This window comes from Psychrobacter immobilis, assembly GCF_904846225.1.
Classification (GTDB): domain Bacteria; phylum Pseudomonadota; class Gammaproteobacteria; order Pseudomonadales; family Moraxellaceae; genus Psychrobacter; species Psychrobacter immobilis_F.
The window spans coordinates 182,632-202,665 of sequence record NZ_CAJGZJ010000001.1; the positions used below are offsets into that span (position 1 = coordinate 182,632).

The 20,034-nt window shown below is 43.0% G+C and carries 16 protein-coding genes; 3 read left to right on the plus strand and 13 right to left on the minus strand.

Features of this window, described 5'->3' with window-relative positions; all coding sequences use genetic code 11:
• Nucleotides 1-11 precede the first annotated feature (11 nt).
• Nucleotides 12-740 carry a CHAP domain-containing protein gene (locus JMX48_RS00805; protein WP_201533247.1) on the minus strand — a complete coding sequence of 243 codons (729 nt, stop codon included), beginning with the start codon at nucleotides 738-740 and terminating at the stop codon, nucleotides 12-14.
• Nucleotides 741-993: 253 nt separating this feature from the next.
• Here JMX48_RS00805 and JMX48_RS00810 point away from each other — a divergent pair, with 253 nt between their 5' ends.
• Complete coding sequence (locus JMX48_RS00810; protein WP_201533249.1) at nucleotides 994-1,509, plus strand: hypothetical protein; 516 nt, start codon at nucleotides 994-996, stop codon at nucleotides 1,507-1,509.
• Between the two features lie 298 nt (nucleotides 1,510-1,807).
• Here JMX48_RS00810 and lpxC read toward each other — a convergent pair whose 3' ends face one another.
• From lpxC to JMX48_RS00870, 12 genes are all read right to left on the minus strand, one after another.
• On the minus strand, nucleotides 1,808-2,725 hold the full coding sequence (lpxC, locus tag JMX48_RS00815) for a UDP-3-O-acyl-N-acetylglucosamine deacetylase (RefSeq protein ID WP_201533251.1): 918 nt from the start codon (nucleotides 2,723-2,725) through the stop codon (nucleotides 1,808-1,810).
• A gap of 483 nt (nucleotides 2,726-3,208) precedes the next feature.
• Nucleotides 3,209-4,408, minus strand: a complete 1,200-nt coding sequence (gene ftsZ, locus JMX48_RS00820; protein WP_201533253.1) for a cell division protein FtsZ — start codon at nucleotides 4,406-4,408, stop codon at nucleotides 3,209-3,211.
• Nucleotides 4,409-4,737: 329 nt separating this feature from the next.
• Nucleotides 4,738-6,030, minus strand: a complete 1,293-nt coding sequence (gene ftsA / locus JMX48_RS00825; RefSeq protein WP_201533255.1) for a cell division protein FtsA — start codon at nucleotides 6,028-6,030, stop codon at nucleotides 4,738-4,740.
• Nucleotides 6,031-6,201: 171 nt separating this feature from the next.
• On the minus strand, nucleotides 6,202-6,996 hold the full coding sequence (locus JMX48_RS00830) for a cell division protein FtsQ/DivIB (protein ID WP_201533257.1): 795 nt from the start codon (nucleotides 6,994-6,996) through the stop codon (nucleotides 6,202-6,204).
• 521 nt (nucleotides 6,997-7,517) lie between these two features.
• Complete coding sequence (locus JMX48_RS00835) at nucleotides 7,518-8,540, minus strand: D-alanine--D-alanine ligase (protein WP_227687832.1); 1,023 nt, start codon at nucleotides 8,538-8,540, stop codon at nucleotides 7,518-7,520.
• Nucleotides 8,541-8,567: 27 nt separating this feature from the next.
• Entirely contained in the window at nucleotides 8,568-10,007 is a 1,440-nt protein-coding gene (murC, locus tag JMX48_RS00840) for a UDP-N-acetylmuramate--L-alanine ligase (protein ID WP_201533259.1), read from the minus strand.
• Nucleotides 10,008-10,106: 99 nt separating this feature from the next.
• Entirely contained in the window at nucleotides 10,107-11,192 is a 1,086-nt protein-coding gene (gene murG / locus JMX48_RS00845) for an undecaprenyldiphospho-muramoylpentapeptide beta-N-acetylglucosaminyltransferase (protein WP_201533260.1), read from the minus strand.
• Nucleotides 11,193-11,506: 314 nt separating this feature from the next.
• Complete coding sequence (gshB, locus tag JMX48_RS00850; protein ID WP_201533575.1) at nucleotides 11,507-12,478, minus strand: glutathione synthase; 972 nt, start codon at nucleotides 12,476-12,478, stop codon at nucleotides 11,507-11,509.
• A 126-nt stretch (nucleotides 12,479-12,604) separates the two neighbouring features.
• Nucleotides 12,605-13,312, minus strand: coding sequence for an orotate phosphoribosyltransferase (gene pyrE, locus JMX48_RS00855; RefSeq protein WP_201533262.1), 708 nt, complete (start codon nucleotides 13,310-13,312; stop codon nucleotides 12,605-12,607).
• Nucleotides 13,313-13,373: 61 nt separating this feature from the next.
• Nucleotides 13,374-14,372, minus strand: a complete 999-nt coding sequence (locus JMX48_RS00860; protein ID WP_201533264.1) for a hypothetical protein — start codon at nucleotides 14,370-14,372, stop codon at nucleotides 13,374-13,376.
• Between the two features lie 60 nt (nucleotides 14,373-14,432).
• Complete coding sequence (locus JMX48_RS00865; protein ID WP_201533266.1) at nucleotides 14,433-15,272, minus strand: SDR family oxidoreductase; 840 nt, start codon at nucleotides 15,270-15,272, stop codon at nucleotides 14,433-14,435.
• A 71-nt stretch (nucleotides 15,273-15,343) separates the two neighbouring features.
• The gene (locus JMX48_RS00870) at nucleotides 15,344-17,512 is read right to left on the minus strand and encodes a DUF4105 domain-containing protein (protein ID WP_201533268.1); all 2,169 of its coding nucleotides are present in this window, start codon (nucleotides 17,510-17,512) and stop codon (nucleotides 15,344-15,346) included.
• 194 nt (nucleotides 17,513-17,706) lie between these two features.
• On the opposite strand from JMX48_RS00870, the gene ampD reads away from it, so the two are divergent.
• Both ampD and murJ read left to right on the plus strand, forming a co-directional pair.
• Nucleotides 17,707-18,297, plus strand: coding sequence for a 1,6-anhydro-N-acetylmuramyl-L-alanine amidase AmpD (gene ampD, locus JMX48_RS00875; protein ID WP_201533270.1), 591 nt, complete (start codon nucleotides 17,707-17,709; stop codon nucleotides 18,295-18,297).
• A 136-nt stretch (nucleotides 18,298-18,433) separates the two neighbouring features.
• Nucleotides 18,434-19,984 (plus strand): murein biosynthesis integral membrane protein MurJ, encoded by a 1,551-nt coding sequence (gene murJ, locus JMX48_RS00880; protein ID WP_201533272.1) that lies wholly within the window; start codon nucleotides 18,434-18,436, stop codon nucleotides 19,982-19,984.
• Nucleotides 19,985-20,034 lie beyond the last annotated feature (50 nt).

Here is a 20,034-nt window from a genome sequence, read left to right on the forward strand (position 1 = left end):
TTGGTAGCCTGTTATTTGTCAGCCATAGCAAGGTAGATACCACGATCTGAGGCATCGTCAACATATTGTGAATCACGCCACGTTGTATAGTTATAGACGCCGCTATATGGGCTGATGCTGTTTTGGCGGAAATCAGATATCCAATCATTACCATCAAAAATCTGAATATGACCATGCGGATGCTTTGAGCTACCGTCATATACTACAACATCACCGACTTGTGGCGGCATATCATTACTGATTTTACTAAAGCCTGCATTGCTGAGTGTGCCACGAGAGGCATACTGATACGCTGAAGGATTGGGCGTAAATTCATATCCAGCTAATTGTAGCGCTTTACGCACGTAGCGGGCACAGTAGCCAGAGCTTCTTGATAGAGCCACGCTTGAAGCACGAGCCGCTGCAATAGCCGGAGCAGAATAACGATCTGGGATTTTACTGGCTTGCTGCTGACGTTGTTCGTAAGACAAACGACTGGTCAGTGAAGCAAGCTTATATTCTTTCTGCTTGGCATGAGCACTTAAGTTATCGATTGCTTGACTGATCTCATCGTTGCTATATACATGAGCACCACTGTTAGTGCTATAGATATTGCGACTAGAACCGTAGTTCGCAGAAGTAGAAATATTTGTGATGGTATGACTCAAGGTATTATTTGGTTGAAAGGTCGTTTCGACAGCACCACTCGCCTGTGCTATACCCATTCCCATTACTGACAAAATCAATAAAGCTTGTTTCATAAATTTACTACCTATTGTTAATACAAGACCGCTCGTCATCCGTGACAAAGCATCAATTAATTTAGAAGATATAATCATGAAACAAACATGATAAAATCCTTATTACAACAGCCCACTCTTTTTTCTAAAGTGACTAATACTCATATCATTATTAGAGTAGTCAAATATCTCTTAGATCGTTTGCTATGCATCGCTTTTAGCATGTCTGTTATCAATATCGGCTTTGTCACCTACTACTAGATGAGTCATTACGATGTCAAAAAAACAGCCCAATCGGCTCGCCAAACTTATCGATCATCAAGCTTTTGCTGGTAGTGCGCTACCTCAAACTCTTGCTGGCAACATGCGGTTATATATAAAAACAACCAATGAAGTAAAAGAGTTATTGATAGATTGTCTACCTGAGGAAATCCTTAGTACCTGTTGGGTCGTAGGCTTTACCTCTGAGCAATTGACACTCAGTGTAGGATCCGTAACTGCTGCTAACCATATCCGCTATTTACAGAGTGCTTACTTGCGAATTTTGACGGAGCAGTCGATTACATTTAAACAACTCAAGCAAATTCGCGTCGTAGTAGCCAATACATCTGCTAATAATCATCTAGCCAAACGATCTTCATCATTATCAGGAACTTTATCAAAATCTCTTGAAATCGATGGAAATCAGGTGCTTAGCCAGAACACAAAGCGGACTATATCACAGGCCGCAGAGCATGTCACCACTGATGAAAATCTCAAAAAAGCACTTTTGCGCCTCGCAAATCATTGAAAAGCTCACCGTTACTATGTAAAGTTATGTAAATAAAAACGTGAAATTTGGCTTTCCGCGCTGGGTTTTTGTAATGACTTAAATAAAAAAAATCATCTGTCAGCTCCATCCATATCATGAATGTCACCAACAGATGATTTTTAAATCATCCACACCTTTTATACTATCTACCTTAACGCATAATTATAAAAGCAATCTAATGCTTATATTCAAAAATTAGAATATTATAAGAATGTAATTATAGGCTGATCTTGTAATATTGCGTAAATGTTTCGATACTTCGTGTATGTTCGTGTATTCATCCTTCAACGGCTAAATCTGTTAGAGGTAAATACTCGATAGGGCATGTTACATTGTCATCAAAAGTTACAATTTCAAAGTTATCACGGTCAGATAGTATTTCGCGCACCAATAAATTATTTAGGGCATGACCAGATTTATACGCATTAAAGCGACCCAAAATTGGATAACCAATCAGATATAAGTCTCCCAAAGCATCTAAAATCTTATGGCGTACGAACTCATCATGAAAACGCAAACCTTCTGCATTAAGGATATTGGCCTCATCAATGACGATAGCATTTTCCATACTGCCACCCAGCGCTAAATTGTTCTGACGCAAAGCTTCGATATCGCGTAAAAAACCGAAAGTACGTGCTGAACTTAATTGCTCCACGAAGTTTTTCGTAGAAAACTGCAACTGTGCATGCTGAAAGTTTTTATCAAAAGCAGGGTGATCAAAGTCAATTTCGAAATTTAGCTCGAACCCTTCGTAAGGACGCAATTCTGCCCACTTGTCCTCTACTTTTACACGGACTGGTCGTATAATTTTAATAAACTTCTTTAAAGCATCTTGTTCACAAAACCCTGCGTCAAGTAACATTCTAACGAAAGGTGCAGCGCTTCCATCCATAATCGGTATCTCTGAGGCAGAGACACGAACTAACAGGTTGTCCACTCCAAGTCCAGCAATGGCACTTAGCAAGTGCTCAACCGTACCAACACGGGTACCACCAAATACTAGATTTGATGACATCATCGTATCTTGTACTAAAAAGGCACTGGCAGGAATGGGTTGGCTGCCTTCGATATCAGAGCGCTCGAAAACAATACCAGTATCAACTGGCTGCGGATGAAACTCTAAGTCAACAGGCTGACCACTATGGAGACCAATACCTGTAACAGCTATCGCAGTTTTTAGGGTTCTTTGGTTCATGGCTGCTTTCTCACATATTTTGTTACAATTGCCATAGTGTATCATTACCCGCCCCTAGTTCGCTAGAGTTAAAATCTGCTATTTTGTTTATGTCCTTGATTGATAACACTTATCGTCATTAAATTATGAGTATTTTGGTACTTTATTGATCTAAATTTCTTGAAGTAAATGATAGAAGCCAAATAAATTCTTACAATTGAGGATTGTGATCTACTGCTATTTATTAATGACTGCCCTAACACAAACGAATAGCGCATAAAATTAAAAAGCGATAGCCAAAACACTCTAAGCACGCGACGGTACTGCTGCTATCAATTTTTTATAGCCTTTGTCTACGCAAGCAAGCAAGCAAAATTAATAGCAACAGTGCATGATGTATCAATATTACTTTTCACTGACGATATATAAGCAAAAAATATCTATCGGCACAAAAAAGCCAGCGATTCGACGCTGGCTTTTTCTCATTCGTAATCACTATAAAGACTATTTGTTTTGTTGGCGCTTTAGATAGTCTTGAATGCTGTTGGTTTTGGTTTTAGGCTGCTCTTGAGGTGCGTTTGAGCGTGCCGTACTGTCTTGATACATCTGAGCTTGCGATTGCTTTTGGCTGTTTAGAGCACTGGTATGCACGTTAGGATCAACAGGCTGTGTGCTGTTTACAGAAGGAACTGGCTGCTCCACTGCTTCAGGCTCTTGACCTGCATTCTCATCTAGCGTCAAACCAGTGGCGATAACCGTTACATGCAAGTCATCACCCATTTTTTCATCAATCACAGAACCATAGAAAATGTGAGCATCGTCGATATCTGTAATTTCTTCAACGATTACACTGATTTTGCTCAGCTCATCCAATGATAATGACTCAGAAGAAATCACGTTGACCAGTAGACCTTTTGCATTTTCTAGGCGTAGGTCATCAAGTAATGGCGATCTGATGGCTTTTTCTGTCGCTTGACGTGCACGATCATCGCCACTTGCGCGGCCAATACCCATCATTGCATGACCTTTAGCAGTCATCGCTGTACGGATATCGTTAAAGTCAATATTGATTATACCTTCGCTAGCGATGGTCTCAGCAATACCTTGAACCGCATGCAATAAAACATCATCCGCTTTTTTGAAAGCATCTTGCATAGAGATGTTGCCGTAGACACTCATTAATTTATCATTTGGAATAGTAATGATAGAGTCGACGAAGTTAGTCAGCTGCTCGATACCAGCTTTGGCGGCTTTGACACGTTTACCACCTTCAAACTTGAATGGCGTGGTCACAACAGCGACTGTCAACACTTCCATTTCTTTAGCAATACGGGCAATCACTGGCGCTGCACCTGTACCAGTACCGCCGCCCATGCCAGCAGTGATGAATACCATATCTGCATGTTCAAGTAATGCACGGATTGCATCTTCTTCGCTTTCTGCTGCTTCACGTCCAACTTCTGGATTCGCACCTGCGCCTAGACCACGATTTGTTTTTGCGCCAAGTTGTAACTTATGCGGAGCAGTTAAACGGTCAAGCGCTTGTTTATCCGTGTTAGCACAGACGAACGTTACACCCCTAATTCCTTGTTGTACCATATGTTCAACCGCATTACCGCCACCACCACCCACACCGAATACAGTGAAGCTTGCTTGGCCGTTATTTTGAGGCTGATTATCATCTGGCATGGTGTATTTTGACATAAAAAAGATTCTCCAGTTGCAGATAGCGTAGTGTTCGATACGTGGTAGCGCACTCATGGAACGCGCTATCGACACACTATATATAAATGTATTTAAATAAAATAGGGCTATGGATTAAACCGTTCAGTTTGGACAAAATATGTCATCGCCGATCAGGGTATTACTTTTAATACTACATCATTTTTAAATCAAATTATTTGGTGCATTTTATAAAGTGTTGACCTTTTAAAAATTTAGGTCTTCTTTAAATCTTATAATTTTTAAATCTTATAAATAGGTGCTTTATAAATAGATACTTTTTGAATAAATAAGCATCTTTTAACATAACGCTATAAGATTTTTTTTAGTACGCTCGCAAAACGTTGTCCTGCACTTTGAAAAACCCCGGTTACTCGATTTTTTTGAATCGCGTTAGATTCACTTTTTTCACTACGGCGGAACTGCTCACTTTGACTATATAGTAGTGTGCCAAATGCCGTTTGATAAGCCCGATCATTCACTTGAGTATTAAGCTGCTTAAATGATTCATCATTATCAAAATGATTATAAGCACTGATCGCAGGGTGAGTATTGGTCAATACCACTGGCATTTTCAGCAGTTTTTTGGCAAAAGGAATCATTCCTTTAATCGCACTGCCACCACCAGTAAGTACAATACCTTTATCAATATAGCCTATGAGGCCCGCCTCATGTAATTGACGAGCAACTTCCGTAAATATCTGAACGTAACGAGCTTCGATGATACGTGCTAGGTTATAAACGCCAATATTAATCTCATCATTTGATCCTTGCGGCTTAAAGATAAAAAATGAGCTTGGATCAACACTATTGACATCAACCGTACCATGGGTCTTTTTGAGCTTTTCTGCTTCAATCATTGAGATACCAAAGTCAGCTGAGATATCCATCGTTACTTCATGGCTACCCGTCGCAATACAATGGGTAAAAATCAGCTTGTTTTCTTTATAAACACACATACTGGTCGTACTAGCACCAATATCTACTAAGCAAACACCTTGTTGTCGCTCATCACTCATTAAACTGTATTCAGCACTAGTCACTGCATCAAATACGATATGGTCAATACCAACATCACAACTTTGCAGTAATTTTTGAATATTCTGGCGGCTAGAGACTGGCATCATCATCAGGTGATACATCACCGTAATATTATGCGCCATCATTTCGATCGCATCATCAACCATGAAGTCTTGATCATCAACGTAGATACCTTGCTGACAACAATGCATCAAATAATAATCTGATGAGAGGTCACGAGATTTAGCATTGGACAATGCCTGTACCATATCTTTGGCACGTACGACTTCATCTTCTACTCGTACCTCACCTGCACTATTTTTACTAGACAGCTCAGGCGCTGCTAGCGTCAGCCATACACTATGGACGCGGCAATTGGCGGTATCTTCTGCTTCTTGAATCGCTTGCTTGATAGCGCCTTGCAAACGCTCACGATGCTTTATTTGACCTTGATAAAAATCGCTGTTTTTAACTTGCCCTACACCCAAAATACGAATGTCTTTTACAGACACAACGTTACCAATAACGACATAAACTGCCGTGGCACTCAAATGGACAACAACTAGATTTTCAGTATTTTTCATGGTACCAGACAAATTATTGCTAAACAGGAAAACAAATGACGTTCCCATTAGATCATTAAAAAAAGCGCTATCACTACGCTATGATGTTGTATATTTATTGCTACGTTTAATTAAAACCGTTCAAACTAAAATGCTCACTGTTCATTAATTTTTTTGCACGATGATCGGTAACTATGGGGATTCATCACTAGCTGGTTCTGGTATATTCCAAGCAATCGTAAAGCCGTTCTTGTAGCGCAAATCTACAGACTGTATCTCATCTCGGCGTTTACTTAACTGATTACCGAGCAGTTGGCTCAAATTCAGCAGCTTTTGCGCGGTATTTTCATTATCAACAATAACACGTAGCCCATTATCAAAACGAATCAGCCAAGTCATTCTTGGCGATAAAATAATATCTGCTACTTGCAGACCAAGCGGCGCATACCAATCATTGACTTGCTGCATTTGCTGCATAATGACAGGCGCTTGTGTTAACTCGCCTTGTAAAGTAGCAAATTTTTCTTGCGTTAGATCTTTACTATCAGCAGGGATAAAAACAACCCCTTTTGCATCGACCAAACGCTCTGTACCAAAATTAGCCACTGCCTGCTTTGGCAGAGCAGTAATGACGATACCGCGTTGCCAATCGCGCGAGACGCTAACTTGATCAACCCAAGCCAAACTAGTAGTAATGTCTCTCAATGCTTGTAGATCAGAGGTAAAAAAACTGCTGACCTTTTGCTGATTCATAACCTGCTGTAATGAGTGATATTGAGTGACAGTTAAACCTTGATTGCTGACATAAATGGCAGCTGGAGGCGCATCACGTAATGCTTTGACACCCATTATCAATATCAGCACTAGCAATCCCAAAACCAATACCATAAAACAATATTTGACCGAAGTCGGTAGCTGGAATTTGGAATGTGGGCGACGGGCTTTATCACTCATTAAGTCAGTTACCTCGTTGACAGTTTGAGCCATAATGACCTTTGTCTCTGTATTTGCATAAAACGGATCATGCTATGTGTTAATGTAAATCTGCGTATGTTTTGCAGAGAGCTATCTAATGGATATGTTATCAAAGTCTTTGGCTAAATCGGTTTATATGATGCTTTTACGGTCATTTAAACGTAACATTTTTCTCAACTCATAAATAACCTATCAATGGTATTCATAAAAGACATAAATATCACTAAAACAGACCTATGATTACAATATTAACGTATTTTATGATCAAACAATAGCCTAACCCCACATAGTGACAGCGAATTTACACAAGTTTACATGAAGTTGTGGTAGAGCAGCTCTAGTGATACATTTACTTAATGTTATTCATTTTATTGGCTGGCTATAAATATAGTCGATACTGAGTAAAATGGGTACACGGTACTATACTGCGTGACTGGGACAAATTTTTCTTGCTTGCTGTGCCTGCCCCGACAGAGGCGGCAAAAAATTTATCCCAGCCCCGTTGTCTATTTTTTATATTGACCTAACTATACCTATAATGTCTGCGATAAAATGTGCCAGCACAGCGTATCAAAGTCCATACCACGCGCTTTAGCTGCCATAGGCACCAAGCTATGACTGGTCATACCTGGTACGGTATTAATCTCAAGTAACCAGAAATTACCCGCTTCATCTTGCATGGCATCAATACGTCCCCAGCCTTTTGCATCAACAGCACGGAAGGCTGCAAGACTCAGCGCCTGTAAATGCGTTTCATCAGCTTGACTCAAGCCACACGGAATATAGTAGCTAGTATCATTACGATTGTATTTAGCATCAAAATCATAGAAATTCGTGATATCAGCAGGTTCAAGACGAATGACTGGATAAGCTTCATCGTCGATGATAACAATCGTAAACTCACGACCCGTTATCCAGCGCTCCGCCATCACGACATCTCCACACTGTACCGCAGTCGCATAGGCAGCAGGAAGCTCGTCTAGATGATTGACCTTCGTCATGCCAATACTTGAACCTTCATGAACAGGTTTAATAATCAGCGGTAGCCCAAGCGTATTGACTATTTGTTGCCAGTCAGTATTAGCCGTTAGTAATGAAAATGGTGCTGTTGATAAGCCACAACCTTGCCACAACTGCTTGGTACGAACTTTGTCCATGCCGAGTGCTGATGCCAAAATACCTGAGCCTGTCTGCGGGATATCAAACCATTGCAGTACGCCTTGCAATAGGCCATCTTCGCCGCCACGACCATGCAATACATTGAACACGCGATCATATTCACGTAGCTCAGTAATGTCTTGATGCTTAGGATCGAAATGTGCGGCATCAACGCCATTGTTTTGTAACGCCTGCAATACAGCAGCACCACTGTCTAATGACACGCTGCGCTCATTGCTACTGCCGCCATAGACGACAGCTACTTTGCCAAATTGACCAGCATCCTTTACCTTACTGGTTGCAATATCTAAAGCGGCATCATGACCTGTATTAGCTTCAGTATCATTAATGCTTTTATTAAAGGTATTAGTGGTTTCTTGATTATTATTTATCGTCATAAAGATAGCTCCTAAAAGTCTTTTAGCTTACTGAATATAAAGATTGTTAGCGGCCAAATCGACAGCTATCTGCCCCACATTACCAGCACCTTGAGTAATAAGCATGTCATTGGCTTGCAACAAGCGCTGCATTACAGATTCTAGATTATTTTTATCAATAATCGTCGGCTCAACCTCACCGCGCAATCGAATACTACGTGCCAATGACTTGGTATCAGCGCCTACAATCGGGCTCTCGCCTGCTGAATAGACCTCTAATAGTAATAGCTCATCAACACTAGAGAGGACTTCGACAAAATCATCATAGCAGTCACGTGTACGGCTGTAACGATGTGGCTGAAATAACATCACTAAACGACGATCAGGGAAACTCTGGCGAGCGGCTTTGATGGTGGCGTCAACTTCTTTTGGATGATGGCCATAATCATCAATTAATAAAACATTGCCATCACCGATATCTACGGACGCGTGTTGTTCAAAGCGGCGGCCTACTCCTTCAAATTTCTGCAGGGCCCGTTTAATCGCTTCATCGTCTACGCCTTCATCGGTCGCCATAGTGATAGCAGCCAAGGCATTATAGATATTATGAGTACCCGGAATATTTAGTGTCAGGCGTAATGGCTCACGGTCACGGCGCAATACGGTAAAATGAGTTTTGGTGCCTTCAGTGACCAAATCGACTGCCTGTACATCGTTGAATGGCTCAAGACCAAAAGTAAGTACTGGGCGGCCAATGTCATCAATCATCGCATATAATTCTGGATCATCACCGCACACCACGGCCAAACCATAGAATGGCATATTGTGTAAAAACTGAATATAAGCCGCTTTTAATTTCTCAAAGCTGTTGCCATAAGTTTCCATGTGGTCTTGATCGATGTTGGTCACAATCGCTGCCATCGGACGCAATGATAAAAAGGATGCATCAGATTCATCGGCTTCTGCCACCAAAAAACGACTACTACCAAGTGCCGCATTTTTGCCAGAAGCATTTAACTTCCCACCAATCACGTACGTCGGATCAAGCTGCCCTTCTGCCATCATCGTGGTCAATAAACTGGTCGTTGTGGTCTTACCATGCGCGCCAGCAACAGCAATACCATGACGATAACGCATCAATTCACCCAGCATATCAGCACGACGCACCACTGGCAGGCGTGCTTCAAGTGCCGCTTTCACTTCTGGATTGCTACGATCAATCGCTGACGATACGACGATGACATCCGCATTGGCGATGTTCTTAGAGTCATGACCAATCGATATCTTAATACCAATCTGCTCTAGACGTTGAGTAACCAAGCTATCAGCGATATCAGAACCGCTTACTTGATAGCCTTGATTATTCATTACTTCCGCGATACCGCACATCCCCGAGCCACCAATACCAATAAAATGCAAATGCTGAATACGGCGCATTTCTGGTATTTCAATCAAACGCTTGGGTAAGGCTTTCGCAGAAGTAGGCATAAGTATTTCTCTTTATTAAAGGCAAATAAAATGTAGTGAATCAAAATAATTGGGTCGTAAAGTCCATCAGCTATAAAAATCGGCTATAGAGAACATGACCTACAAGGTTTGCCAAATAAGTTCGGCAACTTGCTTACTCGCACTACGATTGGCAAGGGCGTGACCTTTTTTGGCCATCTCTAAACAAGTACGGCGGTCAAGAGTATCAAGCTCATCACTCAAACGCTGCGGTGTTAGCTCAGACTGTGGTAATAAAATGGCCGCATCGTGCATCGTCAAAGTGCGCGCATTAGCGGTTTGATGGTCATCCACTGCGTGCGGTAGTGGTACAAAAATAGCGGCAATGCCGACGTTTTGAATTTCGGTAACCGTCAGTGCCCCTGCTCGGCAAACAATGATATCCGCCCAATTATAAGCAGCCGCCATATCGTCGATAAAAGGCTGTACCACATACTGGTGAATGCTCAAATCTTGCTCGTCATAGGCGGCTTGCGTCGCGGTTTCGTTATTGCGTCCACACTGATGACGGACTTCAAAAGGACACGCTATCAATGCCAACGCCTTTGGTACAGTCTCATTTAATACTTGCGCACCAAGTGACCCACCAACCACCAGCAATTTAAGAGGTGAGTCATCTTGAATATCGTAGCGCATAGTGGGTTCAGCAACGCCCGTAATAGCGTTACGTACTGGGTTGCCCACGGTCTCGAGCTTTGCATCAAGCTCACTATTATTAAAGGTATGCTCAAATGCTTGCAATACCTTGGTCGCAATCTTGGACAGATAGCGATTACTCATACCCGCAATGGCATTTTGCTCATGAATAATAAGTGGCGTTTTCGTCAGACGAGCAGCAATGCCACCCGGTGCTGTCACATAACCACCAAAGCCGACGACAACATCAATCTGATTGCTACGGATAATTTTCATAGCCGCCATCGTCGATGACAACAATGTCACCGGCAACTTTAGCAAGCGTTTTACCCCTTTACCGCGCAGACCTTGCATATCGATCGCATGAAACTGATAACCAGTCGGTTCGACCAAGCCGTTTTCCATGCCATTTGGCGTTCCGAGCCAGTGAATGACAGCACCGCGCTGCGTCAATTCATCGCTAACGGCCAACGCTGGAAACACGTGCCCGCCTGTACCAGCAGCCATCATTAGTATATGCGGTGTTTTCATGAACGCCTGCCTATCTTTTCTTTATTTATATGAAGGACTTATTATCCCACGGCCATTCCAGCCATCGACAAATCAGGACCCTATAAAAGCCCGCATAGTATAGTGTAAATCGTTGGCTGATATACAGCACTTTATGCATCGTAAACAACAAAAATCCAAGCCGTGAGCAATTTTGGCTTCGCTTTAATAAACACTGCTAAAAAACTATAGAAAAGGCATCTTTAACCATGTGTTATCAAAATATCTTAGCACAGCTATTTTTGATCATTGTGCACAACTTTTAATGATAAATTACGCTATCATTGCTGCTTGGCTCAAAGTGTCAGTTTATTTTCAATAGCGACAATAAAGTCTGTCGCAATGTCTGTACCACACTGATCATCGATCTCACGTACGCAAGTAGGACTCGTGACATTAATCTCAGTAATTCGCCCACCGATTAAATCTAAACCAACGAACATCAGACCTTTTTCTTTGACAATGGGTGCCACCACTTCTGCCACTTGGCGTTCGATATCGGTCAGCGGCATAGCTACACCACTACCGCCAGCGGCAAGATTGCCACGTGTCTCGCCTTTGCTTGGAATACGAGCCAAGCTATAATCGATTACTACGCCATCGACGATTAATACACGTTTATCGCCTTCTTTAATCTCTGGTAAATAACGCTGCGCCATAATCGGCAAAGTCTCAAGCTCAGTTAAAATCTCAAGTGTCACACCGATATTTGGGCTATCAGCCGTCAAACGGAAGATACCAGTTCCGCCCATACCATCTAATGGCTTTACGATGACATCTTGCTGCTCAGCGATAAATTTTCGAATGTGTGCCTGCTTACTGGTCACTATCGTTGGGCTCATATAATCGCTAAACCAAGTAGCAAATAGTTTCTCATTACAGTCGCGAATCGCTTGCGGGTCATTGACGACCAATACACCTGCCGCTTTGGCATGGTCCAGCATATAAGTGGCATAAATAAAACGCATGTCGAACGGCGGGTCTTTACGCATTAAAATGACATTATAATCGCTGACCGGACTCGTGGTCTTATCGCCTAATGTATAAAAATCTTTAGGATCACGTTTGACCGTAACTGGCTGCGTATCGACCATCAATTGACCACGATCCAACCACAAGTCGTGAATCTGACAATAGCCTAGACTGTGTCCACGATCTTGGGCTGCCCACATCATTGCTAAGCTGGTGTCTTTCTTATAATTGACCCGCTCAATTGGGTCCATAATGATGAGAATTTTTAAGGATTTTTTTTGATTTTCTTGGCTCATAATATTTTCTTGGCTCATAGCAGGGCTCACTTATGTTTTATTATAAATAAACAGATATAGACGACTCAGTCAAATTTATAGTTTATTCAGCATAAAAAATCGCTTATAACGACATTCTACAACGCACTATACGCCGTACTGCTCGCGATAATGCTGCATTTTTGCAAGTTGGGTCGCATCTTTGTACTGGCCGCTTTGTCCGCCATGGTCATCTGCCAAATAACCAATTAAATCATCGATATCGATAAGCGCTCGCACCGGTACTTGTAGCGTCGCGGCAAGCTCTTGAATCGCAGAATGCTCAGCTTGACCTTTTTCTTTGCGGTCAAGGGCCACGATAATACCCGCAACGCTCGCACCCGCTTGCTCTAAAATCTCAACCACTTCGCGCATGGCGGTACCCGCCGTAATGACATCATCAAGCACCCAGACCGCTTTACCACTGACATCAGCACCCACCAGATTCCCACCTTCACCATGGGTTTTGGCTTCTTTGCGGTTATAACCCCATTTGGCATTGATGCCATGATGAGTCCATAGTGCCTGCGCGGTTGCTGCTACAAATGGAATGCCTTTATAGGCTGCCCCAAAGATCACCAGCTCTTGCTCTGTTATACCATCATTTGAAGCATTCATTTGCTCAGCTAAGGCATCGGCATAACCACGTGCTAATAACGATAACATCTCACCAGTCGCAAGCAAACCTGCATTAAAAAAGTACGGACTGATACGGCCAGATTTGAGCACAAACGCGCCAAATTTAAGGACTTGATTGTCTAAAGCTAGCTGAATAAATTCATGAGATGAGAAAGAAGTGTTTTGAACGTTGGACATTATGGCATTCCTATTGGCAAAAAGAAGGGCAAAAAATTTGCATTATTGTACGCATTACGAGTCAGCTTGACCAACCATTGATGTCATAATCTTGCATATTGGGATAACGAGTCAATAATCCGCTGCGTGATGACACATTAAAATAACATTGCCCATCAGCAGCCACTTGTATGTCCCAGCCCAAATGATAAGCGGCAACAATAATATGTCCTGCAAAAACCCGCATTTGACGATACGCATGACGCTGTGATGGTTCAAGACCAATCTGACTGAGTAAATAGCTGCGTACATGCTGACAAATTTGCACTGCGCTATAGCGTTGATTGATACTTTTACGCGTATGACAATGTTTTAAAGCATGAACTGCGACGCTACACGCCATAATATCCGTAGCCAAACTGCCCTCGCCTGTCTCAAACTGCTGCGGCTGTAAAACCACTTGCCAGTCCTCAGCATACAGACTATTAAGCAGCTCATCCGGATTATAGCGTTTGGTCAACGCGTGCAAAGAGGCATTGGTCTTTTTAGTAAACTTGCTAGCACTGTTGACCGCCTCTACCGGACTATCAATAAAGGTAAAGCCATAACGATGCAGTTTGGGATAAGCACGAATCGCCCGTTGTATGTCCGACATATCCAACAAATTCAGGTCACTCAACGACGATATTAATAATTGCTCGCTGTGATTTTGATAAAAACTGTCTGGCAAATCGATGAGCTGTGCCGCTTTTAATAATGACAAATGCTCGGCCAAAGGCTCTGAAGCAATCAGCGCCCATTTTGACAAGCTGGCCTCAATGGGCTGATAAAACCGCACCGACTGACCATAAAGCCGACGCAATTGGCTATTTGGCGGTCGCTTTGGTTCTGGAATATCCGTCAAAGGCCTAGCTGGGTCTATTAGCGACTGATTGGGATCGAAATTAGGATGTACAATCGCAGGTTGATTATTATCGGGTGAAATAGACGACTGCTTACTGTTGCCTTCTATAAGCTTACCGCCTACTTCTGTAAAGCCAGCACTGGGTAAGCGATTGTCAGAAGTAGAAGGCTGGGTCATGAAATCTCCGTAAGCTATCAGATATAAAAAATTAAATCGAGCAATTATACTAGTTACAATTTAGGCTTGATGGCGCAAAATATCAGTGTAACCTAATTGCCAATCAGGATAATCCAGCCAAGCTAATGGAATGTTGCTGTGTAAGCGCTTTCCTGTCACTTCTGTTTTTTCGTTATCAATAGCAGGAGGATTTTCACCAACCTGCTTACTGAGCCATGTAGTCAGCTCAAACGTCGTTACTGGCAGATAATCAGTAGCCAGATACATAGGTTTTGGTGCATCGCAGGTCAGTACGTTGGCAATAATATTGACCAAATCACGATCCATAATACGATTACTCCAATGCTCGGCTGCTACTGGCTCTTTGTCTGGCTCTTGGACTTTACGCAGACGCATGAGGCGCTCGCGTCCATAAATTCCGCTGGGACGAATAATAACGGCTCTGTCACCAAGACCATGTTGCAATGCTTGTTCTGCTTGTAGTATGACTTTTGACGCGTCGCGCTCAGGTGTCATAGGCACGGTATTTTCATCAATCCATTCGCCATTATCTTGCCCATAAACCCCTGTTGAGGAAATAAAAACAACGCGCTCAAGATTGGTTAATTTAGCGGCAAATGCTGCAAAATGCTGATTAATGGCCAAATAACTATGGTTATAACCGCTGGTCGAATACTCATCAGGAGTCACAATAATCGCAATATGCGTAAAGTCTTGCAGTTGAGCAGCGGTCAGTGTCAACGCATCGGCTTGCATAAAAGTCGCTTGATCATCCAAAGCATAATCATGGCGCGCGCCACGTGCCAGCCCTGTGACGTTCCAACCATCCTGTGCCAGCTTATTCGTCACTGGTAAACCGATATCACCTTGTCCAATAATCAGGAAATTTTGAGTACTCATCATCTATCCTTATCTTTACCAAACGTCCAAAAGCTAAATGCCGAAAAGCTAAATATCTGAAAGCTAAATTGTTAGAAGTATCGTCTATAAGATAGCTGTACATCGTCATTGGCATCAACGCGTTCTTGCCAGTCATAATTGGCATTAATCCGCAATGCTTGTTTTTTGTCAATATCGTACTGCAAGCCTACAGTCGATATCGGTTGCCAATAATGACCACGTACATCAGGCTCATCGCTGCTGCCATGATACCAATATGGCAGTTGCAATTCAGCCTGCGCGCGTAACTGATTGTTAATCTGGTAACGACAGCCTACATTTACCCCAGCACCTACGCGAAAGCCATTATTAAGACCTCGTCCACCTTGCGTCGTTCCTGATAGTAATGTGTAGCATAGCTGGGGCGGCATCTCACCTGCGTTAGCTTTCGGTGTGCCAAATGCCCACGACCAGCCACTCTCGTAACCCAGACTGCCCACTAGATGATCAGTCCCATCTCGTTGCGAGCCATCATTAACGCGCGTTGCCTCTATCGTCGCGCCCCACGTTTTGCCTTTTTTGGCAGAATTGACGGGATTAAAAGAGCGTCCACGCACCAAAGTAAGATTCTGCAAGACCACACTTTTTGGCTGGTGATTACGGTTACCACTGCCGTTGTTGTCCTCTTTGTCATATAGACGCAAGGTTGCAGCGGCACCTTCTAAGTTAAAGAACTGCGCAAAACCTGATGGGCGATCAAGCGTATCATGAAAGCCTGCACGTAGCCCGAGGTCGACATAATTATCATCGCCGCGTTGTCCAATACCAATTTGAGCCATTTGTAATGGATGTCTATCTATCGGATTATTGTCCGACACCGCAATACGACGCTGAAGTAAGGTCTGACTATCACTTGACATACTCGACACAGGATTGAGCTGTGCAGACTTAATGTCATTAAAAGTCTGTTTTGTACTATTGTGATAACCGAGTTGCTCACGCTGCTGTTTAACCTTATTGAGCTGGGCTTGGCGTAAGGTACTATCAGCAGGCGTATAATTGGTACTGGCGAGTAGATTCTCACTATTGAGTAACCTTACGACGTCTGATGGAATAACGACATAAGGCAGCTGACTCAATAGATGTTGCTGCGGGCGTACCACATCAATCAAACGTAAAATCTCGGAGGCACAATTATCAGTGGCAAAATAATAGGGCATTTTTAAATCTTTGGTTTCCCAAACGTGCAGCATGATTTGTTGCACCTCACTGGGTGTCAAATCCAGCTGATATGTCCATGCATCACGTTCGTCGTCTTGTAGATAGGTAGCGAGCTTTTCTGGATAAGGATCAATCTCTATCGCATTATCATAGCTGCCAATCATAGATTTTACCGCATATACTGGGAAGCTATCCGCTGGATTACCGTCCACCGTATAATTGAGCGCATAAGCATGATGAATTTGGCTTGGATCGGCTACGCTTGCTTTTGAGTCAATACGCAATAAAGTATGAGCAAAGGCAGAGGTAGGATTGTCTAAATACTCTTGCGCAAACATAATCGATAGCTGCTCTGGTGCAATCTTCTCAATCCACTCATCAAGCTCAGGACAGTCAGCTTGCAGATCTGTCGCATCAATATTTAAAGTCTCACTCAACCATCGAACGCGCGCGGGAAAGCGGCACAGTACCGAGGTGCTATCACGCGTTTTCGCCGTATTATCTTTAACCGTCATAGTCATTTCGTTAACGAGTGCGACCAATGTCATATCAAGCTCTGCGCCTGAATCTCGCTGACCATTCTTACTCAAAAAAAAGCTGGGATCCTCAACGACGCTGACGTTTTTATTTTTACCCAATAAACCTTTTTTATCATCCAAAAAATACAATAGACGTCGCCATGTTGTATGCTGGGCGAGATTTTTTGTTTTGACCTGTTCGCGCCAGTTGGCTAATAATGCCTCCGACTTACTGTTTTGTATGGATTGAACGTTTTCTGACCCTTGAATATCTGTTTTGACACTATTAATATCTGTTTTGACACTATTATTGTATGGCGCGGTACTAGCAGCCTCATCTATCTCAGTATTTTGTGGCGACGATGCTAACTCCCCTGTTGCCACTACTGATAGCGGTGTTGGTAACAAAGCCTGCGCTTGGCTAGAGAGTAGCAAGCCTGCAATAGCGAGTGGCAAACAGGCTCGCTGACTAATGGTGGTTAGGGTACAATCGTCAGACGGAGAAATAGACTTTATAGACATGGCGGTTACACCTCGCACGTTATGGTTCATACGCTGATTGCGCTATGATGGGCTGATGAATAGTGTCTGCTGGATCGTCAACTTACATACTCTAAAAAATATTTATTATTGCTTTATAAAAAGCTATCAAATACAGGCGTTAGCTGCATCTTTGTTAATATCAAACACGCCCTAACTGGTTAAAAGAGAATATTATGGCTACAACATCACCAATGACCATTAGCGCTGGCCGATTATCAACGGCGACATGGCTTACGTCACCGAACAGCAATATGCGACCGGCAGACACCAGCATTGACACTATTGTTATTCATAATATCAGCTTACCACCCAATGAATTCGGCGCGTGCGATACCGATGGTGTTCACTATGTAAAGGCATTATTTACCAATCAATTGGACTGGAGTGCCCATCCTTACTTTGAGACTATTAAAGGGGCAGAAGTATCAGCGCACCTTTTTATCGAACGTGATGGAGCAATCACTCAGTTTGTAAACTTCGACGAACGCGCGTGGCACGCAGGTAGATCAAGCTATCTTGGCCGACCTGAATGTAATGATTATAGCATTGGCATTGAGCTTGAAGGGTCAGATTTTTTGTCCTTTACCGCTGTACAATATGAGACGCTTGCGCAAGTTATTACCGCTATATATGAAGCTTATCCTAAAACGCGGCGGCATCTGACTGGACATAGTGATATCGCGCCGGGACGCAAAACGGACCCCGGTGATTATTTTGAATGGGTCACGTTGCGTGAAATGGTCGCCAAAAACCTTGAGAATTAACGCTGACTAACCATACCTATCATTTCCACATCCAATCCATTTATCTCCGCTATGAAAGTGCTATAATTTGCCAGTTTTTTTTCACCAGCAAATAAGCACACAACCATCAGTCAACAATTTAGCATAATAGGTTCTCATGGCAAAAAGTCGGTTATTTCGTTCAACCATGGTGGTCAGCAGTATGACCATGCTGTCTCGTATTTTGGGTTTGGTACGCGATGTCGTATTGTTAGGTGTTTTTGGTGCTGGTGGTCTGATGGATGCCTTTTTGGTGGCCTTTAAGATACCCAACTTTTTACGGCGTTTGTTTGCAGAAGGCGCCTTTAGCCAAGCTTTCGTGCCAGTACTGTCTGAATATAAAGAAAAATATAGCTTACAGCAGGTTCAGATTTTAGTCAGTCGCACCTCAGGCGCATTATTACTGATTTTGTCCATGCTCACCGTGGTTGTCATTTTGATGGCACCGTGGGTGGTGACGTTGTTTGCGCCAGGGTTTGCGGACCAACCTGGTAAATTCGCGATTACCGCTGAATTACTACGTCTGACCTTTCCATACTTATTATTTATTTCCATGACCGCTTTTGCTAGCGGTATCTTGCAAAGCTACGGACGTTTTGCCGCTCCAGCCTTTGCTCCCGTGTTGTTAAACTTATGTATGATTGGTGGCGCGCTGATTTTTGCGCCGATGTTTGATACACCAATCATGGCGCTCGGTTATGCGGTTGCCATTGCAGGCGTGCTGCAGCTCTTATTACAACTGCCGCAGCTATGGCAACAAAAACTGCTGGTCGCGCCAAAACTCGACTTTCAGCACGAAGGCGTTCGCCGCATTTTAAAACTCATGCTTCCTGCTATTTTTGGCGTCTCTGTCACTCAGATTAATTTATTATTAAACACGATTTTTGCCTCATTGATGATTGGTGGCTCGGTGTCTTGGCTATATGCCGCAGAGCGTATGAGCGAGTTACCATTAGGATTGATTGGCGTGGCAATCGGCACCGTTATTTTGCCAAGCTTATCGAAAAGCGAAGCGCAAAAAGACGATGTCAACTTTAAAAAGACCATTGATTGGGCCGCGCGCTTAATTATCTTAGTGGGTGTTCCTTCATCAGCTGCATTATTTATACTGGCAGACGTGCTGATGCAAGCGCTATTTTTGCGCGGTGAATTTACCCTACGCGATGCGCAAATGAGCTCGCTGGCGTTACGCAGTATGGCTGGTGGCATCTTGGGGTTTATGCTCATTAAAATCTTTGCACCAGCGTTTTTTGCGCGTCAAGACACCAGAACCCCTGTAAAAATTGGTATTGCTTCCGTCTTTGCCAATATGATTTTTAGTGTCATTTTTATCGGTATATTTTACTTTTTAAAAATACCACTGCATGGCGGCTTGGCGTTGGCGACCACAGGGGCGGCCTTTGTGAACGCAGGCTTGTTATATTATTTCTTGCACAAACGTGACATCTTCCGCTTTGGTAGCCATTGGAAAAAGTTATTTACCCAATTTGCGATTGCGACGAGTGCTATGATTGGTGTGCTTTATATCATGCTGCCCTACTTCCCAGCTGACGATGCTCAGTGGCGACGTATAGCCGCTCTGCTTATCATGTGTGCGGTAGGCGCATTGGTTTATGGCGTCGTATTACTAGCAACTGGCTTTCGTCCACGCCAGCTCAAGCATGGGTAAAACCGTTAGAGAAGGCTTGGCTTACGAAACCAAAACAAGCTTGGTATGAG